Source organism: Allofournierella massiliensis (genome assembly GCF_004345265.1).
GTDB classification, from domain to species: Bacteria; Bacillota; Clostridia; order Oscillospirales; family Ruminococcaceae; genus Allofournierella; species Allofournierella massiliensis.
The window spans coordinates 1-12,983 of record NZ_SLUM01000002.1 but is presented as its reverse complement, the minus strand read 5'-3'; the positions used below and the strand labels follow the sequence as shown (position 1 = coordinate 12,983).

Annotated in this window: 13 protein-coding genes and 1 tRNA gene; 12 read left to right on the top strand and 2 right to left on the bottom strand. The window is 56.4% G+C overall.

What is annotated here, in order from left to right; genetic code table 11:
- The first annotated feature begins 325 nt into the window (after nucleotides 1–325).
- A complete protein-coding gene (locus tag EDD77_RS01190; protein WP_058966066.1) occupies nucleotides 326–2,485 on the top strand; it encodes a beta-galactosidase in 2,160 nt (719 codons plus the stop codon).
- Nucleotides 2,486–2,676: 191 nt separating this feature from the next.
- Here the strand turns inward: EDD77_RS01190 and EDD77_RS01185 are convergent.
- Nucleotides 2,677–2,761, bottom strand: a tRNA-Leu gene (locus EDD77_RS01185).
- A 65-nt stretch (nucleotides 2,762–2,826) separates the two neighbouring features.
- On the bottom strand, nucleotides 2,827–4,011 hold the full coding sequence (locus EDD77_RS01180) for a DNA recombination protein RmuC (RefSeq protein ID WP_058966064.1): 1,185 nt from the start codon (nucleotides 4,009–4,011) through the stop codon (nucleotides 2,827–2,829).
- A gap of 105 nt (nucleotides 4,012–4,116) precedes the next feature.
- On the opposite strand from EDD77_RS01180, the gene EDD77_RS01175 reads away from it, so the two are divergent.
- The 11 genes from EDD77_RS01175 (at nucleotide 4,117) to EDD77_RS01125 (ending at nucleotide 12,782) form a co-directional block, all read left to right on the top strand.
- Complete coding sequence (locus tag EDD77_RS01175; RefSeq protein WP_058966062.1) at nucleotides 4,117–4,923, top strand: polysaccharide deacetylase family protein; 807 nt, start codon at nucleotides 4,117–4,119, stop codon at nucleotides 4,921–4,923.
- Between the two features lie 244 nt (nucleotides 4,924–5,167).
- A complete protein-coding gene (locus EDD77_RS01170) occupies nucleotides 5,168–6,034 on the top strand; it encodes a DUF5685 family protein (RefSeq protein ID WP_058966060.1) in 867 nt (288 codons plus the stop codon).
- Nucleotides 6,035–6,054: 20 nt separating this feature from the next.
- Complete coding sequence (locus EDD77_RS01165; protein ID WP_058966058.1) at nucleotides 6,055–6,705, top strand: J domain-containing protein; 651 nt, start codon at nucleotides 6,055–6,057, stop codon at nucleotides 6,703–6,705.
- Between the two features lies 1 nt (nucleotide 6,706).
- Nucleotides 6,707–7,249, top strand: coding sequence for a hypothetical protein (locus EDD77_RS01160; protein ID WP_058966056.1), 543 nt, complete (start codon nucleotides 6,707–6,709; stop codon nucleotides 7,247–7,249).
- 51 nt (nucleotides 7,250–7,300) lie between these two features.
- On the top strand, nucleotides 7,301–8,467 hold the full coding sequence (locus EDD77_RS01155; protein ID WP_242868459.1) for an AI-2E family transporter: 1,167 nt from the start codon (nucleotides 7,301–7,303) through the stop codon (nucleotides 8,465–8,467).
- Nucleotides 8,468–8,584: 117 nt separating this feature from the next.
- A complete protein-coding gene (locus tag EDD77_RS01150) occupies nucleotides 8,585–9,892 on the top strand; it encodes an alpha-amylase family glycosyl hydrolase (protein WP_058966052.1) in 1,308 nt (435 codons plus the stop codon).
- A gap of 40 nt (nucleotides 9,893–9,932) precedes the next feature.
- On the top strand, nucleotides 9,933–10,274 hold the full coding sequence (locus tag EDD77_RS01145) for a phenylpyruvate tautomerase MIF-related protein (protein ID WP_058966050.1): 342 nt from the start codon (nucleotides 9,933–9,935) through the stop codon (nucleotides 10,272–10,274).
- A gap of 169 nt (nucleotides 10,275–10,443) precedes the next feature.
- Nucleotides 10,444–10,806: a CidA/LrgA family protein gene (locus EDD77_RS01140; protein WP_058966048.1), complete on the top strand. Its 363-nt coding sequence runs from the start codon at nucleotides 10,444–10,446 to the stop codon at nucleotides 10,804–10,806.
- Nucleotides 10,799–11,491: an LrgB family protein gene (locus tag EDD77_RS01135; protein WP_058966046.1), complete on the top strand. Its 693-nt coding sequence runs from the start codon at nucleotides 10,799–10,801 to the stop codon at nucleotides 11,489–11,491. Before EDD77_RS01140 ends, EDD77_RS01135 begins: the two co-directional genes overlap by 8 nt.
- Before the next feature lie 18 nt (nucleotides 11,492–11,509).
- Nucleotides 11,510–12,118 carry a cytidylate kinase-like family protein gene (locus EDD77_RS01130; protein ID WP_058966044.1) on the top strand — a complete coding sequence of 203 codons (609 nt, stop codon included), beginning with the start codon at nucleotides 11,510–11,512 and terminating at the stop codon, nucleotides 12,116–12,118.
- Nucleotides 12,093–12,782, top strand: a complete 690-nt coding sequence (locus EDD77_RS01125) for a FadR/GntR family transcriptional regulator (protein WP_058966042.1) — start codon at nucleotides 12,093–12,095, stop codon at nucleotides 12,780–12,782. Before EDD77_RS01130 ends, EDD77_RS01125 begins: the two co-directional genes overlap by 26 nt.
- Nucleotides 12,783–12,983 lie beyond the last annotated feature (201 nt).

Here is a 12,983-nt window from a genome sequence, read left to right as displayed (position 1 = left end):
GTTTTCAATTCCGGAAACTGTTCTTTCACGGCTGATCTTTTGCTTGCCGCAATCTGCGCTGACCCGGCGCTTTCTTTGAATCAATGGGGGATGGGGTCGATCACATATTTGCAGAGAAAACCGTCTGCTGCGCGAGGGCTCCCCAAAAAAACTGCAGGGGGAGTTTTTTCAAGGGAAAACAGAAAATCCCAAAAAGGATTTTAATGACGATAAAAGACAAAAAGAGCCTATGGAACTGTACCGGTTGATTTGCTAGAATTAGTTCGAAAATGCGGGGCGTGCTTCGCATAAATGCAAGGATCGTGCCTTAGGGGAGGACGAAAAAATGAACATCCATTTTGAGTGTCAGCGATTCAAACCGCTGAATTCCCATCATCTTTCTCTGTCAGAGGTGGAATCGGATCTTGTTGCAACGAATCTTTATCTGGAACGGGCAGGAAAACCCATTGCTCCGGTGGTTGGCGAATTCCATTTTAGCCGCTGTCCGCAGGAATGCTGGGAAGACGAGATCCGGAAGATGAAGGCTGGCGGAGTAACGGTAATCTCCACCTACCTGTTCTGGATTCTGCACGAAGAGCGGGAAGGGGAATTCAATTTTGCCGGTGACAGAGACATCCGCAAATTCCTCAGCCTGTGTGAGAAAAACGAAATGCTGGTTCTGCTGCGCATTGGCCCCTGGTGCCACGGCGAGGTTGTGTACGGCGGTTTCCCGGAGTTTATTCAGGAGCGGCAGGACAAGCGCACATCCAGCCCGGAATATCTGGAAAAGGTGCGGAATCTGTACCGCGCCTATTACGAGCAGGTGAAGGATTTCTTTTATCAGAATGGCTCGGTCGTTATCGGCATTCAGCTGGAAAATGAATACGGCGGCAAGGATCGGGATTACATTCCCAGTCTGCGCAAAATGGCCGTTGAAGTCGGATTTCGTCTGCCGCTGTACACCATTACCGCATGGCCGCCAAATGGCAGCCTGAAAGGGGATCTTCTGCCCATGTTCGGTCGTTATCCCGAGCGACCCTGGGTACAGAACACGCAGCCTCTTCCGGTGCACAACCGCTTTTGCATCAGCAGCGAAAAAATCGACAAGGGAATCGATGTCGATATCCTTAAGGATGTTGTATGGGAAGAGCTTCCCTATGACGATTTTCCGTATGCAACCTGTGAGCTTGGCTGCGGGGTGCAGGTGTACGAGCACCGGCGGCCGATCATTTCGGATCGGGATGCCTATTTCATTGGGCTGATGCATCTGGCACAGTGGGTAAATGTGCTGGGATATTATATGTATCACGGTGGGCGCAATCCGCAGGGACGTTATCAGGAAAGCCGCTCTACCGGATACCCGAACAATTGCCCCATTTCCAGCTACGACTTTCAGGCGCCCATTTCGGAATACGGCTTCTTGCGGCGGTCTTACCACCGCCTGCGGCTGCTTCACCTTTTCCTGGCCGATTATGCGGAAGAATTTGCCGCTGCACAGCCTTTCTTCTGCGAAAAGACCGGCGGGCAGATTGATCGCAAGGTGTCGGTTCGCATTCATCCCGAAGGCGGTGGATATCTGTTCGTAAACAACCATCAGCGCCTTGTGCCGTACGATCCTATCGAAAACGCCGAGATTACAGTGCACACGGCACAGGGCTCCTGCGGCATTCCCCGCCTGGATGTTCCATCCGGAGTTTCGGCCATGTTCCCCATGAAGAGGGAGTATGGACTGATCCGGGTGGAGTATCTGCTGGCACAGCCCATCTGCTATGAGAAGGCGGATGGAGTAACCCGTTACTACTTCTTTGTCCCCGACGGCATTGCGTGCCGGGGCAAACTGGCTGCAGGGGAAGGGGCGCATCTGACAGGGCAGAATGCCGACGGAGAAACGTTGCTTGTGGCCAATGAGGGGCAGACTCCGGCATTTACCGCCTGCAAAGGAAATGAGAAAACCGAGCTGTATCTGCTGACCCAGCAACAGGCGGAGTCGCTGTGGAAAATGAATGGTCGGGTGTTCTTCTGCCATGATACAGTCCTTGCGTGCGACGGGCAGAACTATACGGTGGATCGGGCAACGGCTTCCGGGAACTGCATAGGAATCCGGCTCGAAGAAATGCCGGCGCATCACCCGATGGAAGGGGACGACTATCTGTTCTCTGCACAGCCTGCCAAAGAGTATGTCCTGCATGTTCCCCGGGATATTTTCTCTGCCTGTGAGGATTGCCGCGTTGCATTCCGGCTTGTCGGAAATGTGGCGCAGCTTTACTGCGGCGATACCCTGATGGCTGACTGGTTCAATTACGACCAGCATTGGGAAATTGGCCTGAAACGGTTCCGCAAGCAGATTGAACAGGGGCAGAAAATTACGCTGGTGGTTTCTGCTCTTGACAAGGATCATCCGGTGTATCTGGAATGCCCCATCCCGCGGGACAGAATCGAGCTGCAGCTGGAAGGAGCAGCTTCAATTCAGCGGCAGACATTCCCGTGTGATGAATCTTGCATGTGAGAGACAACTTCTGGAAACTTCCTTCCGAAATAACAGACAGAGCGCCCGGGGAGAAATTCCTCCGGGCGCTCTGTCTGTTTGCGTATAATGGTTCAGGAAAAGAAAAGAGCTCCGGTTTCCCGGAGCTCTTTTCAACGCTTACAACCAAAGGCAATCAACAACTGTTTGCCAACTGGGCTGATAAGCAACTTTGGTGCGAGGAAAGGGACTTGAACCCTCAAGGTAAAAACCACATGCACCTCAAACATGCGCGTATGCCGATTCCGCCACCCTCGCATAATCCTGCGGCCGATTGCGACCGCAAGAGATAGTTTATCAGGTTTACAGCAAAAAGTCAATACTTAACTTTCATTTTCTTCCAGGCTGTCTTGGCCGAGCATGGCAGCGACATCGCTGTCTGCCGGAAGTTCAGTCACCTGACGCAGCTTGCGCTGAATCTGACGGGTGCGCACGCCTACCAGATTTTCCAGCTCATGGCTGGCCTGATTCAGCCGGTTCTGTGCCTGAGCCAGCGCCTGGCCAAAGGTGTCAAACTCCGCTTTCACGCTGGCAAGCACCTTCCAGACCTCGCTGGACCGCTTCTGAATCGCCAGGGTGCGGAAGCCCATCTGCAGGCTGTTCAGCAGCGCGGCCATGGTGGTAGGGCCGGCCACTACGATTTTGTATTCCCGCTGCAGCCGCTCGGCAATGCCGCGGCGCACCACCTCGGCGTAAAGACCTTCCACCGGCAGGAACATCACGCCGAAGTCGGTGGTGTGAGGCGGAGCAATGTATTTGTCGTGAATGTCCTTGCCGAAGCTGCGGATGCGTTTGTCCAGCTCCTTGGCGGCAGTCTCCACTGCGGCCCGGTCTCCCAGATCGTAGGCGGCCAGCAGGGCGGAATAAGCGTCCGAGGGAAACTTGGCGTCGATGGGCAGCCATACCTGGCCGTCTCCGTCACCGGGCAGCCGCAGAGCGAATTCCACCCGCTCGGAACTTCCGGGCACAGTGGCCACGTTCTCTGCAAACTGCTCCGGGGCCAGAATCTCGTTCAAAATGGCCCCCAGCTGAATCTCGCCCAGAATGCCCCGGGTTTTAACATTGCTCAGAACCTTCTTCAAATCGCCCACTCCGGCAGCCAGAGTGCGCATCTCGCCCAGCCCCTTGTAGACCATTTCCAGCTGCTGACTCACCAGACCAAAGCTCTTCTGCAGCTTGTCCTCCAGCGTTTTCTGCAGCTTTTCGTCCACAGTCTGCCGCATCTCGTTCAGGCGCCGGTCGTTGCTGGCCTGCATGGAGTTCAGCCGGACCTCCATGGTGGTGCGAATGCTTTCCAGCTTCTGCTCAGTCTGGTTGGCGCCCGCCTGCATGCCGGCCATTACACGGCCGCTCAGCTCCTGGCGGGTCTGGCGGATTTCCGCCAGCAGATCCTGCCGAACCTTTTCCAGATCCTCCCCGGACAAATCGCTCTGCGGCGGGCGGCGCAGCAGAGCCAGCAGACTGAAGATACAGGCCAGGGCGGCCAATATAAGGGTTGCGATTTCCATATTTTTCTCCTTCAAAAAAGGGGATAACCCATCCCCGAACTTCATAGCTATAAGTATAAAAGGTTTGCCGAGGCAAATCAACAATGGAAAACGAGGGGATCGGATATGAAAGCATCCATGAAACGAAAGCGCATTTTCTGGCTGACAGCATGGGGGGTATGCTGCGCGGCAGTGGCCGGGGCAATGCTCTGGGCTGCCGGGCAGAGTGCGGTATGCAGCAATGCGGACCTGACCAACGTGCCGGTGGTTCCGGCGGCAGCGGGGCAAAGCGAAACACCAGAACAGGAAAAGCGGGTATTTCTGACCTTTGACGACGGCCCCAGCGCCACCACAGAATCGGTGCTGGATATCTTAAAGGAAAAGGGCGTGTGCGCCACGTTTTTTGTGGTGGGGGCCGAGAACAACCAGAAATATCTTCCGCTGCTGCAGCGCATGACCGAGGAGGGGCACCAGATCGGCCTTCACAGCTATAGCCACAGCTACAAGACCATTTACGAAAGCACCACCGCCTTTTGGGCAGACATCAAGCAGCTGCGCCAGACCATTGAACCCTATGTGAATCTGGATACCATCCATTGGCTGCGGTTTCCCGGCGGCAGCACCAACACGGTGAGCCACAAATATGGTGGCAGCGGGATCATGAAAGCTCTGAAGGAACAGGCGGAGGAAAAGGGCTACCGGTATGTGGACTGGAACGTCTGCGCGGAAGATGCGGCGGGAGGTCACCCCAGTGCCGGGACAATCTATGAAAATGTGGTGAATGAAGCGGAAGGAAAGACCACCTGCGTGGTGCTGATGCACGATACCAAAGCCACGAAAAATACGGTGAAGGCATTACCGGATATCATTGACTGGTTTTCGGAAAACGGCTACCGGTTTTGCGGCATCAGCGAACTGGATCAGCAGATTTGAAAACAGAAGGGGCGGAGCAGTCAGTGTTTCGCCGCCTGTTCTTAACCCCGGCCAGATCCGGGGTTTTTCTTTGTAAATTTTTTTGGAACTTTGTCGGGAAACGGCGCATTCTCGTTGTAAAGCGCGATAAAATATTGTATGATAACCTAGTGCAATACCGCATAATTCCAGAATAGGGGAGCATGCGGTGCTGCCAAAATATTTGCCCAGGATTCCACACAAAACGCGGAAAGGAAACGGCAGGATGTTCGGATATGTCACCCCGGAGAAACCGGAGATGAAAGTGAAGGAGTTCGAGAGCTACCGGGCCATGTACTGCGGGCTGTGCAAGCAGCTTAAGGCAGATTACGGCTTTTTGCCCCGGATGCTGCTGAACTACGATCTGGTCACAGTGGCGCTTCTGGCCGACGGCCTTTCCGGCGAGACCGGCAGCCCCTGCCGGGAACGGTGCATCGCCAATCCTCTGCAGAAACGCTGTATGCAGAAGGGTACCCAGGGCCTGCGGCTGGCGGCTGCGGGGCTGGTGCTGCTCAGCTGGTACAAGCTGGTGGATGACGAGGCGGACGAGACCTCTTTCAAGCGGCTGGCGGCCCGTGCACTACGGCTTTTGCTGCGGCGAGCCTACAAGCGGGCGGCGGCAGCCTACCCCGCAATCGACGCGGAGCTGGCGCGGCAGACCGAGCTGCAGCAGCAGGTGGAGAAAAAGCAGACCACCTTTTATGACGAAGCAGCCGAGCCCACCGGGAATATGACGGCTCAGATTCTGGCCGCCTGCGCCGAAACACCGGAGCAGGAACGTGTGCTGCGCCGATTGGGTCTGTTTCTGGGCAAGATTCTCTATTGGCTGGACGCGGCGGAGGACTATGAAGAGGACCGGGAAAAGCACCGGTACAATGTGTTCGTGCAAAACGGCCTGAGCAAAGAACAGGCCGTGGAGCAGGCCAGGCTGCAGTGCAGGCTGGCAGCGGGCGAGGTGGCCCGCTGCTATAATCTGCTGGAGCTGCGGCTGAACCGCCCTATTTTGGATAATATTATTTTTCTTGGCATTCCCGGCAGCATCCAGCGGGCGGGAATGCCGGCCCGCGGCGCACGGCGCGGCGGTTTGAACTGAATGGGAGAAGGAGAAAAGAAATGGACGCATATCAGGTATTAGGCCTTGCGCGGGGCGCAAGCGAAGAGGAAGTAAAGGCGGCCTACCGGGCGCTGGCGCAAAAGTATAACCCGGAGAATTACGAGGCAGGCCCCCTGCGGGAGGACGCCGAACGCAAGATGAACCAGATCAACGAGGCGTTTGATACGGTAATGAGCGAGCTGCGCACCGGTACCGCCGGTAGCAACGCGCAGAACCCCTATGGCAATCAGAATCCCGGCCAGCAGCAGAACGGCGGTCCCCAGGGCGCGACCGGCAGCTATCCGGAGATCCGTGCTCTGATTCGTGCAGGCCGGGCGGACGAGGCGCTGGCTCAGCTGCAGAGCATTCCCAACGGTCTCGCCAGTGCCGAGTGGAACTTTTTGATGGGCAGTGCCTACTATTACAAGGGCTGGATGAACGAGGCCCTTCGTTATTTCCAGCAGGCCTGCCGGCTGGATCCCGGCAACCGGGAATATGCGGCTGCCCTGCACAATCTGCAGAGCAGCGCTCAGGGCCAGATGTCCGGTAACCCCTATGGACCCTATGGCGGCGCGCAGGCCAATGCGGTGGGCTGCAGCTGCTGCGATATGTGCATGGCCATGTATTGCATGGATCTTTGCTGCAGCTGCGGCGGGCAGGGGTGCTGCTGAGATGCGCAGGCGGCAAAGCGGTCGGGTCGCTTTGTGCGGTGTGATGTGCGGACTTTCCATTGTGCTGATGCTCAGCGGCAGCATCATTCCCTTTGCCACCTTCTGTGCTCCGGCCATGAGCGGCCTTCTGCTGATGCCGGTGGCCGTGGAATGCGGAATGCGGCTGGCTTGGGTGAGCTACGGGGCCATCAGTGTGCTTTCGGTGCTTTTTGTGCCGGATAAGGAGATGGCGGCGATCTTCGTCTTCTTCTTCGGGTGTTATCCGCTTCTAAAAGCGTACATCCAGAGAATTCCCGGTAAGGCGCTGCAGGCGCTGGTGAAGGTGGCATTCTTTAACGGTGCGGTGCTGGCAATGTATAGCGTTCTGCTGTTCGTTTTTCCGATGCCGAGCCTGGTGGATGAATTCGCTCAGACGGCACGGTGGATGCTGGCGGCGCTTTTGGTCATGGGCAATGCCTGCTTCTGGATCTACGACGCGGCGCTGAACAATCTGCTGCACGTGTACGTGCTCAAAATGCAGCCCCGTTTGCGGCGGATGCTGTGAATCCCGGCAGAAGTGAAACAATGAGGAATCGATTTTAACGGAGGAAACAGTGTGAATAAATGGCGGCCGAATCACCGCTTCTTTTCCAACCTGGCGGTGGTTCTGATCGGAATTACCTTTTATCTGGCCATGTCCAACCTGGACCTGGTCCACGGTGCCTTGAAAACCGTAATGGATGTGCTGGCACCATTTATCTGGGGCTTTGTGATTGCTTACCTGCTGGATGCGCCGGTGCGCTGGTTTGAACAGAAGCTGGGCGGACGGCGGATACTGAGCATTCTCATCAGCTACCTGTTGGCGGTGGCGGTTCTGGTGCTGCTGCTGAGCTTCGTGATCCCGCAGCTGGTACAAAGCGTAACCATGCTCATCAACAATGCTTCCGGCTATCTGGACAATCTGAATGGAGTGGTGAACAACTGGGGAAACCGGCTGAACATTGATCCGGAGATCACTTCCGGCATGCTGGTCTCTTATGCGGATCTGATGAATCAGGCAACCCAGCTGGCTACAAGATTTATGCCGGAGATTCTCAACTACGGCATGGCGGTGGGCAACGGCGTAGTAAGCGCCCTCACGGCCCTCATCGCTTCGGTCTACATGCTGATGGACAAGCACAAGCTGCTGGGCCAGCTGCACAAGATTACCTATGCCTTTCTGCCGTTGCCCAAGGCCCGGCGGGTGCTTACGGTCTGCAGCCATGCCAACCAGGTGTTCAGCGGCTTTATCACCGGAAAAATTATCGACAGCGCCATCATTGGTGTGATCTGTTTTGTGGGAATGAGTGTGCTGGGGATGCCCTTCACTCTGCTGATCAGCGTGATCGTGGGTGTGACCAATGTGATTCCTTTCTTTGGCCCCTTCATTGGTGCGATTCCCAGTGTTATGATTCTGCTGATGGCAAGTCCCATCGATGCCATCAAGTTCGCCATCTTTGTGCTGGCGCTCCAGCAGTTCGACGGCAACATCCTGGGTCCCAAGATCCTGGGCGATTCCACCGGCCTTTCCGCCATCTGGGTGCTGGTGGCCATCATCGTGGGCGGCGGCCTGTTTGGCTTTGCCGGTATGGTGGTGGGCGTGCCCACCTTCGCGGTGCTCTATTCGCTCACCAGCGACTTTTTGGCTGACCGGCTGAAGGCCAAGGGCATTACCGCAAACGGTGAACCCCTGGAGCCGGAAGCGGCTGCTCCCGGCGAGGAAACGCTCCCGGAAAACCAATAAACAAAATGCGCACAGAGTTTTCGCTCTGTGCGCGTTTTTTGTGTAATTTTAGGCAAATCTATGGTATACTGGAAAGCAGAAACGGATGCCTTTTGGGCATAAAGGAGAGAACGCGATATGTGGTTTGACGAAGCAGTGATTTACCAGATCTATCCGTTGGGCCTGTGCGGTGCGCCCGCGGAGAACGACGGGGTGCAGGAACACAGGATTCTCCGGGTGCTGGACTGGGTGGAGCACATCAAAGCTCTTGGGGCAGATACCGTGCTGTTCAACCCGTTGTTTGAGAGTGACCGGCATGGCTACGATACCCGCGATATGACCCGGGTAGATTGCCGCCTGGGTACCAATGAGGACTTTGCAAAGGTTTGCGCGGCGCTGCATGAGGCTGGTCTGCGCGTCATGCTGGACGGCGTGTTCAACCACGTGGGCCGGGGCTTCTGGGCCTTCCAGGACGTGCGGGAGAAAAAGTGGGACAGCCCCTACAAAGACTGGTTCCACGTCAGCTTCGATGGCAACACCGAATACAACGACGGATTCTGGTATGAAGGCTGGGAAGGACACAACGAGCTGGTCAAGCTGAATCTGCACAACCCGGCGGTGGTGGATTATCTGTTCCGTTCCATCCGCGGCTGGGTGGAGCAGTTCGACATCGACGGTCTGCGTCTGGACGTGGCTTACAGTCTGGCTCCGGAGTTCTTAAAGCAGCTGCGCAGCTTTACTGCCGGTCTGAAGGCGGATTTTGCGCTGATGGGCGAGACCCTGCACGGGGACTACAACCGCTGGATGAACGACGAGATGTGCCATTCCGTCACCAACTATGAGTGCTACAAGGGGCTGTATTCCAGCTTCAACTGCATGAATATGTTCGAGATCGGCCACAGCCTGGCCCGCCAGTTCGGCCCCGAACAGTGGACCCTCTACAAGGGCAAGCACCTGCTGGCTTTTTTGGACAACCACGACGTGGAGCGCATCGCCAGCATTTTGCAGAACAAAGAGCACCTGCGCCCGGCCTATGGCCTTCTGTTCGGTATGCCCGGCACTCCGGCGGTATACTATGGCAGCGAGTGGGGCATCGAGGGCAAAAAGAGCGACGGTGATGCCGCTCTGCGCCCGGCCATCGAGCTGCCTCAGGAAAATGAGCTTACGGAATGGATTGCCAAACTGGCGACTGCGCACAAGGCAAGCAAGGCCCTGTGCTACGGCAGCTACCGCAATGTGATGCTGACCAACCACCAGATTATCTTTGAACGCAAATTTGAGAATGAGCGGGTTCTGGTGGCGGTGAATGCCTCCGGCGACACCTACACTGCCCATTTCGATGCTCAGGCAGGCCGTGCGGTGGATCTGATCACCGGCACAGACCACGACTTTGGCGGCGGCAGCCAGATGCCGCCGTACAGCGTGGCCTACTGGCGCACCGAGTAAGCATTCCGCTTGATTTCATAACCAGAAAGGAATAACCCACATGCCTTATATCCATATCGTGACCAACGCTTCCATCCCGGATAATACCGAAGAGATGCTGAAAACCCAGCTGGGCCGTGCCATCGAGATTCTGCCCGGTAAAAACGAAAACTGGCTGATGCTGAATTTCACCGGCGATGCGCATCTGTGGTTTGCCGGCAGCGACGCTCCGGCGGCACTGGCAGAGGTGAGCCTGTACGGTGGCGCCCGTTATGACGCATACGACGATCTGACCAGCCGGATCACTGAAATTCTGGAAAGTACACTGGATGTACAGCCGGACCGCATCTATGTGAAATATGCGGAAACGGAATTCTGGGGCTGGAACGGCAGTAATTTCTGATTGCCGACCATTTGAATAAAAGTGGATGGACCGCCTGCGGAGAAGAAAATCTCTCCGTGGGCGGTTTTCTGTTTTTGCCTGTCTTGACAAGGCCGTCCCACCGCCGTATAATCAAAAACGCAACTGGTCCTACCAGTTGCGCAATGCCTGAATAAAGTGGGGAAGTAGAATGAAGTTTTTAAAACAAACGGCCCGCATTCTCGCCATCTCCTTTGTGGGCGAGGTGCTGAAAGCGGTCATCCCGCTGCCGATCCCGGCCAGTGTTTACGGACTGGTTATTCTGTTGGTGCTGTTGTGCACCGGTCTGCTTCGGGTGAGCCAGGTGCGGGAAGCGGCGCTGTTTCTCATCGAGATCATGCCGGTTATGTTTATTCCCGCGGCGGTGGGCCTTACCGATGCCTGGCCCAGCCTTGCACCGGTGTTCTGGCCGGTGGTGATTACCGTTGTGTTCACCACGGTTCTGGTGATGGCGGTCACCGGCCGGGCAACCCAGTTTGTGATCCGAAGGGGAAGGGGGAAGAAGGATGCGTGAGTTTTTTGCTTCGTCCATGTTCTATGGCGCGGCAGTCAGCCTGCTGGCCTATGAGCTGGGCCTTGTGCTGAAAAAGAAGTTCCGGCTTGCAGTGCTTAACCCGCTGCTGATCGCGGTGATCTGTGTGATCGGTGTGAATCTGGTGCTTGGCGTGGACTATCAGAGCTATAACGCCAGCGGGCAGTATCTGGCCTACCTGCTCACTCCCGCCACGGTCTGCCTGGCGGTTCCCCTGTATGAGCAGCTGAGCCTGTTGAAAGAGAATCTGAAGGCGGTGGTCTGTGGCATTGTGTCCGGCATTCTGGCCAGCCTTCTGGGCGTTCTGGTCTGCGCAAAGCTGTTCGGGCTGGATCACGAGCTGTATGTGACGCTGTTGCCCAAGTCCATCACCACGGCCATTGGTATGGGTGTATCGCAGGAGCTGGGCGGCATTGTCACCATTACCGTGGCCTCCATCATCATTACCGGTATTCTGGGCAATGTGATCGCGGATGGCGTGTTCAAGCTGTTCCGCATCCAGGAGCCTGTGGCGAAGGGTCTGGCGCTGGGCAATTCCGCCCATGCCATCGGCACCGCCAGAGCCATGGAGCTGGGCGCGGTGGAAGGCGCCATGAGCAGTCTGGCCATTGCGGTGGCAGGCCTGCTCACTGTGGTAGGCGCCTCGGTGTTTGCGCAATTCATGTAACATGCGGAGGGGATAACCATGAAACAACCATTGATTGTGGCGGTAGGTCGTCAATACGGAAGCAGCGGCCGGCTGGTGGGCGCGAAACTGGCGGAACGCCTTGGCGTGGATTTTTACGACAAGGAAAAGCTGATGACCATTGCCCGCAGCACGCCGGATTACAGCGAGGTCAAGTCTTTTTATGAAGAACGCCCGGTGAACAGCCTGCTCTATGCCATTGCCATGAATGAGGAACCAGCCGTAACAAGCGAAACGGTATTCCGCCGGATCCGCGCATTGATGCAGGATCACAGCGGCGTGCTGATTGGCCGGTGCGGCAACGTGATCTTCCGCCCGGATGCAAACGCCGTGAGTGTGTTTATCCATGCTGATCCCGAAATTCGCTGCCAGCGTATCGCTCAGCTGGAGAATATCTCGCTGAAAAAAGCAGCGGTGCGCATGCAGGAAGTGGACGAGGAGCGAACCGAGTTCCACAAGTATTTCACCGGTGAGCAGTGGGGTCAGGCCGAGGGCTACGAGCTCTGCCTGGACAGCGGCATCCTTGGTGTGGATGGCTGTGTGGAAATGATTCTCAACTATCTGCGCTGGAGGGGATTGCTGGATGAAAACGAAGCCGCCGGCAGATGAGGAAAAATCCACGGTTCGTACGTATGATCTGGTGCTGGAATATCTGAAGGGGCAGATTCTGGAGGGAAAGCTGACGCTGGGGGCAAAGCTGCCCTCGGAACGCAGCCTGATGGCGGAGCTGGGGCTTAGCCGTAACTCGGTGCGGGAGGCGCTGCGCCAGCTGGAAAACATGGGCTTTGTGCGCAGTGTGCATGGGCAGGGCAGTTTTCTTGTGAACGAGGCAGGGCAAGGGTTCTCCTCCATTCTTTCCATGATGCTTCTGCTTCGCCAGAGCGACCGGGGGGAATTTCTTACCCTGCGCGAAAGTCTGGAGGCGGCGGCTTATGAACGGGCAGTGCGCCTTGCACCCCCGCAGCCGCTGCTGGAAATGGAACAGGCGGTGCAGGCAATGGAGCAGGCGCAGGAGCCGGGTCAGTTGGAGCAGGCCGAGAGCCGGTTTCACCGGAGCTTGATCGAGGCGGGGGAGAATCAACTCATCGCCGCGATCATGGAGGCACTTTCCAGCCAGGGGGATCTTTACCGGCGGGAGACGCTTGCCCAGCTGGACGAGGCCACCCGCACCCCTCTGCTGGATACCCACCGCCGGATTCTGAAGGCGATTCAAACCAACGACACTTCTCTGGGCCGCGCCGCGCTGGCGGAACACTTCCAGTTGATTCAATGAAAAACACCCTGATCCCGTGAAAACGGGTTCAGGGTGTCAGCCTGTCGAAAAAGGTCACCGAAAGGTGGCCTTTTTCTCGTATTGAGGAAAAGAAAGCGGTATAATAGTGTGGGGGGATAAAAATGCTGGTAAAGAACGCAGAAAATCGAGGACAGCTGGAATTTGTAAGTTTGGAAAATATGGTCCCACAGGATCACTTGC

Coding starts and splice junctions, on each gene's coding strand:
- EDD77_RS01175 (WP_058966062.1), top strand. CDS start 4,117: ATGAAAGCATCCATGAAACGAAAGCGCATTTTCTGGCTGACAGCATGG.
- EDD77_RS01145 (WP_058966050.1), top strand. CDS start 9,933: ATGCCTTATATCCATATCGTGACCAACGCTTCCATCCCGGATAATACC.
- EDD77_RS01125 (WP_058966042.1), top strand. CDS start 12,093: ATGAAAACGAAGCCGCCGGCAGATGAGGAAAAATCCACGGTTCGTACG.
- EDD77_RS01190 (WP_058966066.1), top strand. CDS start 326: ATGAACATCCATTTTGAGTGTCAGCGATTCAAACCGCTGAATTCCCAT.
- EDD77_RS01135 (WP_058966046.1), top strand. CDS start 10,799: ATGCGTGAGTTTTTTGCTTCGTCCATGTTCTATGGCGCGGCAGTCAGC.
- EDD77_RS01160 (WP_058966056.1), top strand. CDS start 6,707: ATGCGCAGGCGGCAAAGCGGTCGGGTCGCTTTGTGCGGTGTGATGTGC.
- EDD77_RS01130 (WP_058966044.1), top strand. CDS start 11,510: ATGAAACAACCATTGATTGTGGCGGTAGGTCGTCAATACGGAAGCAGC.
- EDD77_RS01150 (WP_058966052.1), top strand. CDS start 8,585: ATGTGGTTTGACGAAGCAGTGATTTACCAGATCTATCCGTTGGGCCTG.
- EDD77_RS01140 (WP_058966048.1), top strand. CDS start 10,444: ATGAAGTTTTTAAAACAAACGGCCCGCATTCTCGCCATCTCCTTTGTG.
- EDD77_RS01165 (WP_058966058.1), top strand. CDS start 6,055: ATGGACGCATATCAGGTATTAGGCCTTGCGCGGGGCGCAAGCGAAGAG.
- EDD77_RS01180 (WP_058966064.1), bottom strand. CDS start 4,011: ATGGAAATCGCAACCCTTATATTGGCCGCCCTGGCCTGTATCTTCAGT.
- EDD77_RS01170 (WP_058966060.1), top strand. CDS start 5,168: ATGTTCGGATATGTCACCCCGGAGAAACCGGAGATGAAAGTGAAGGAG.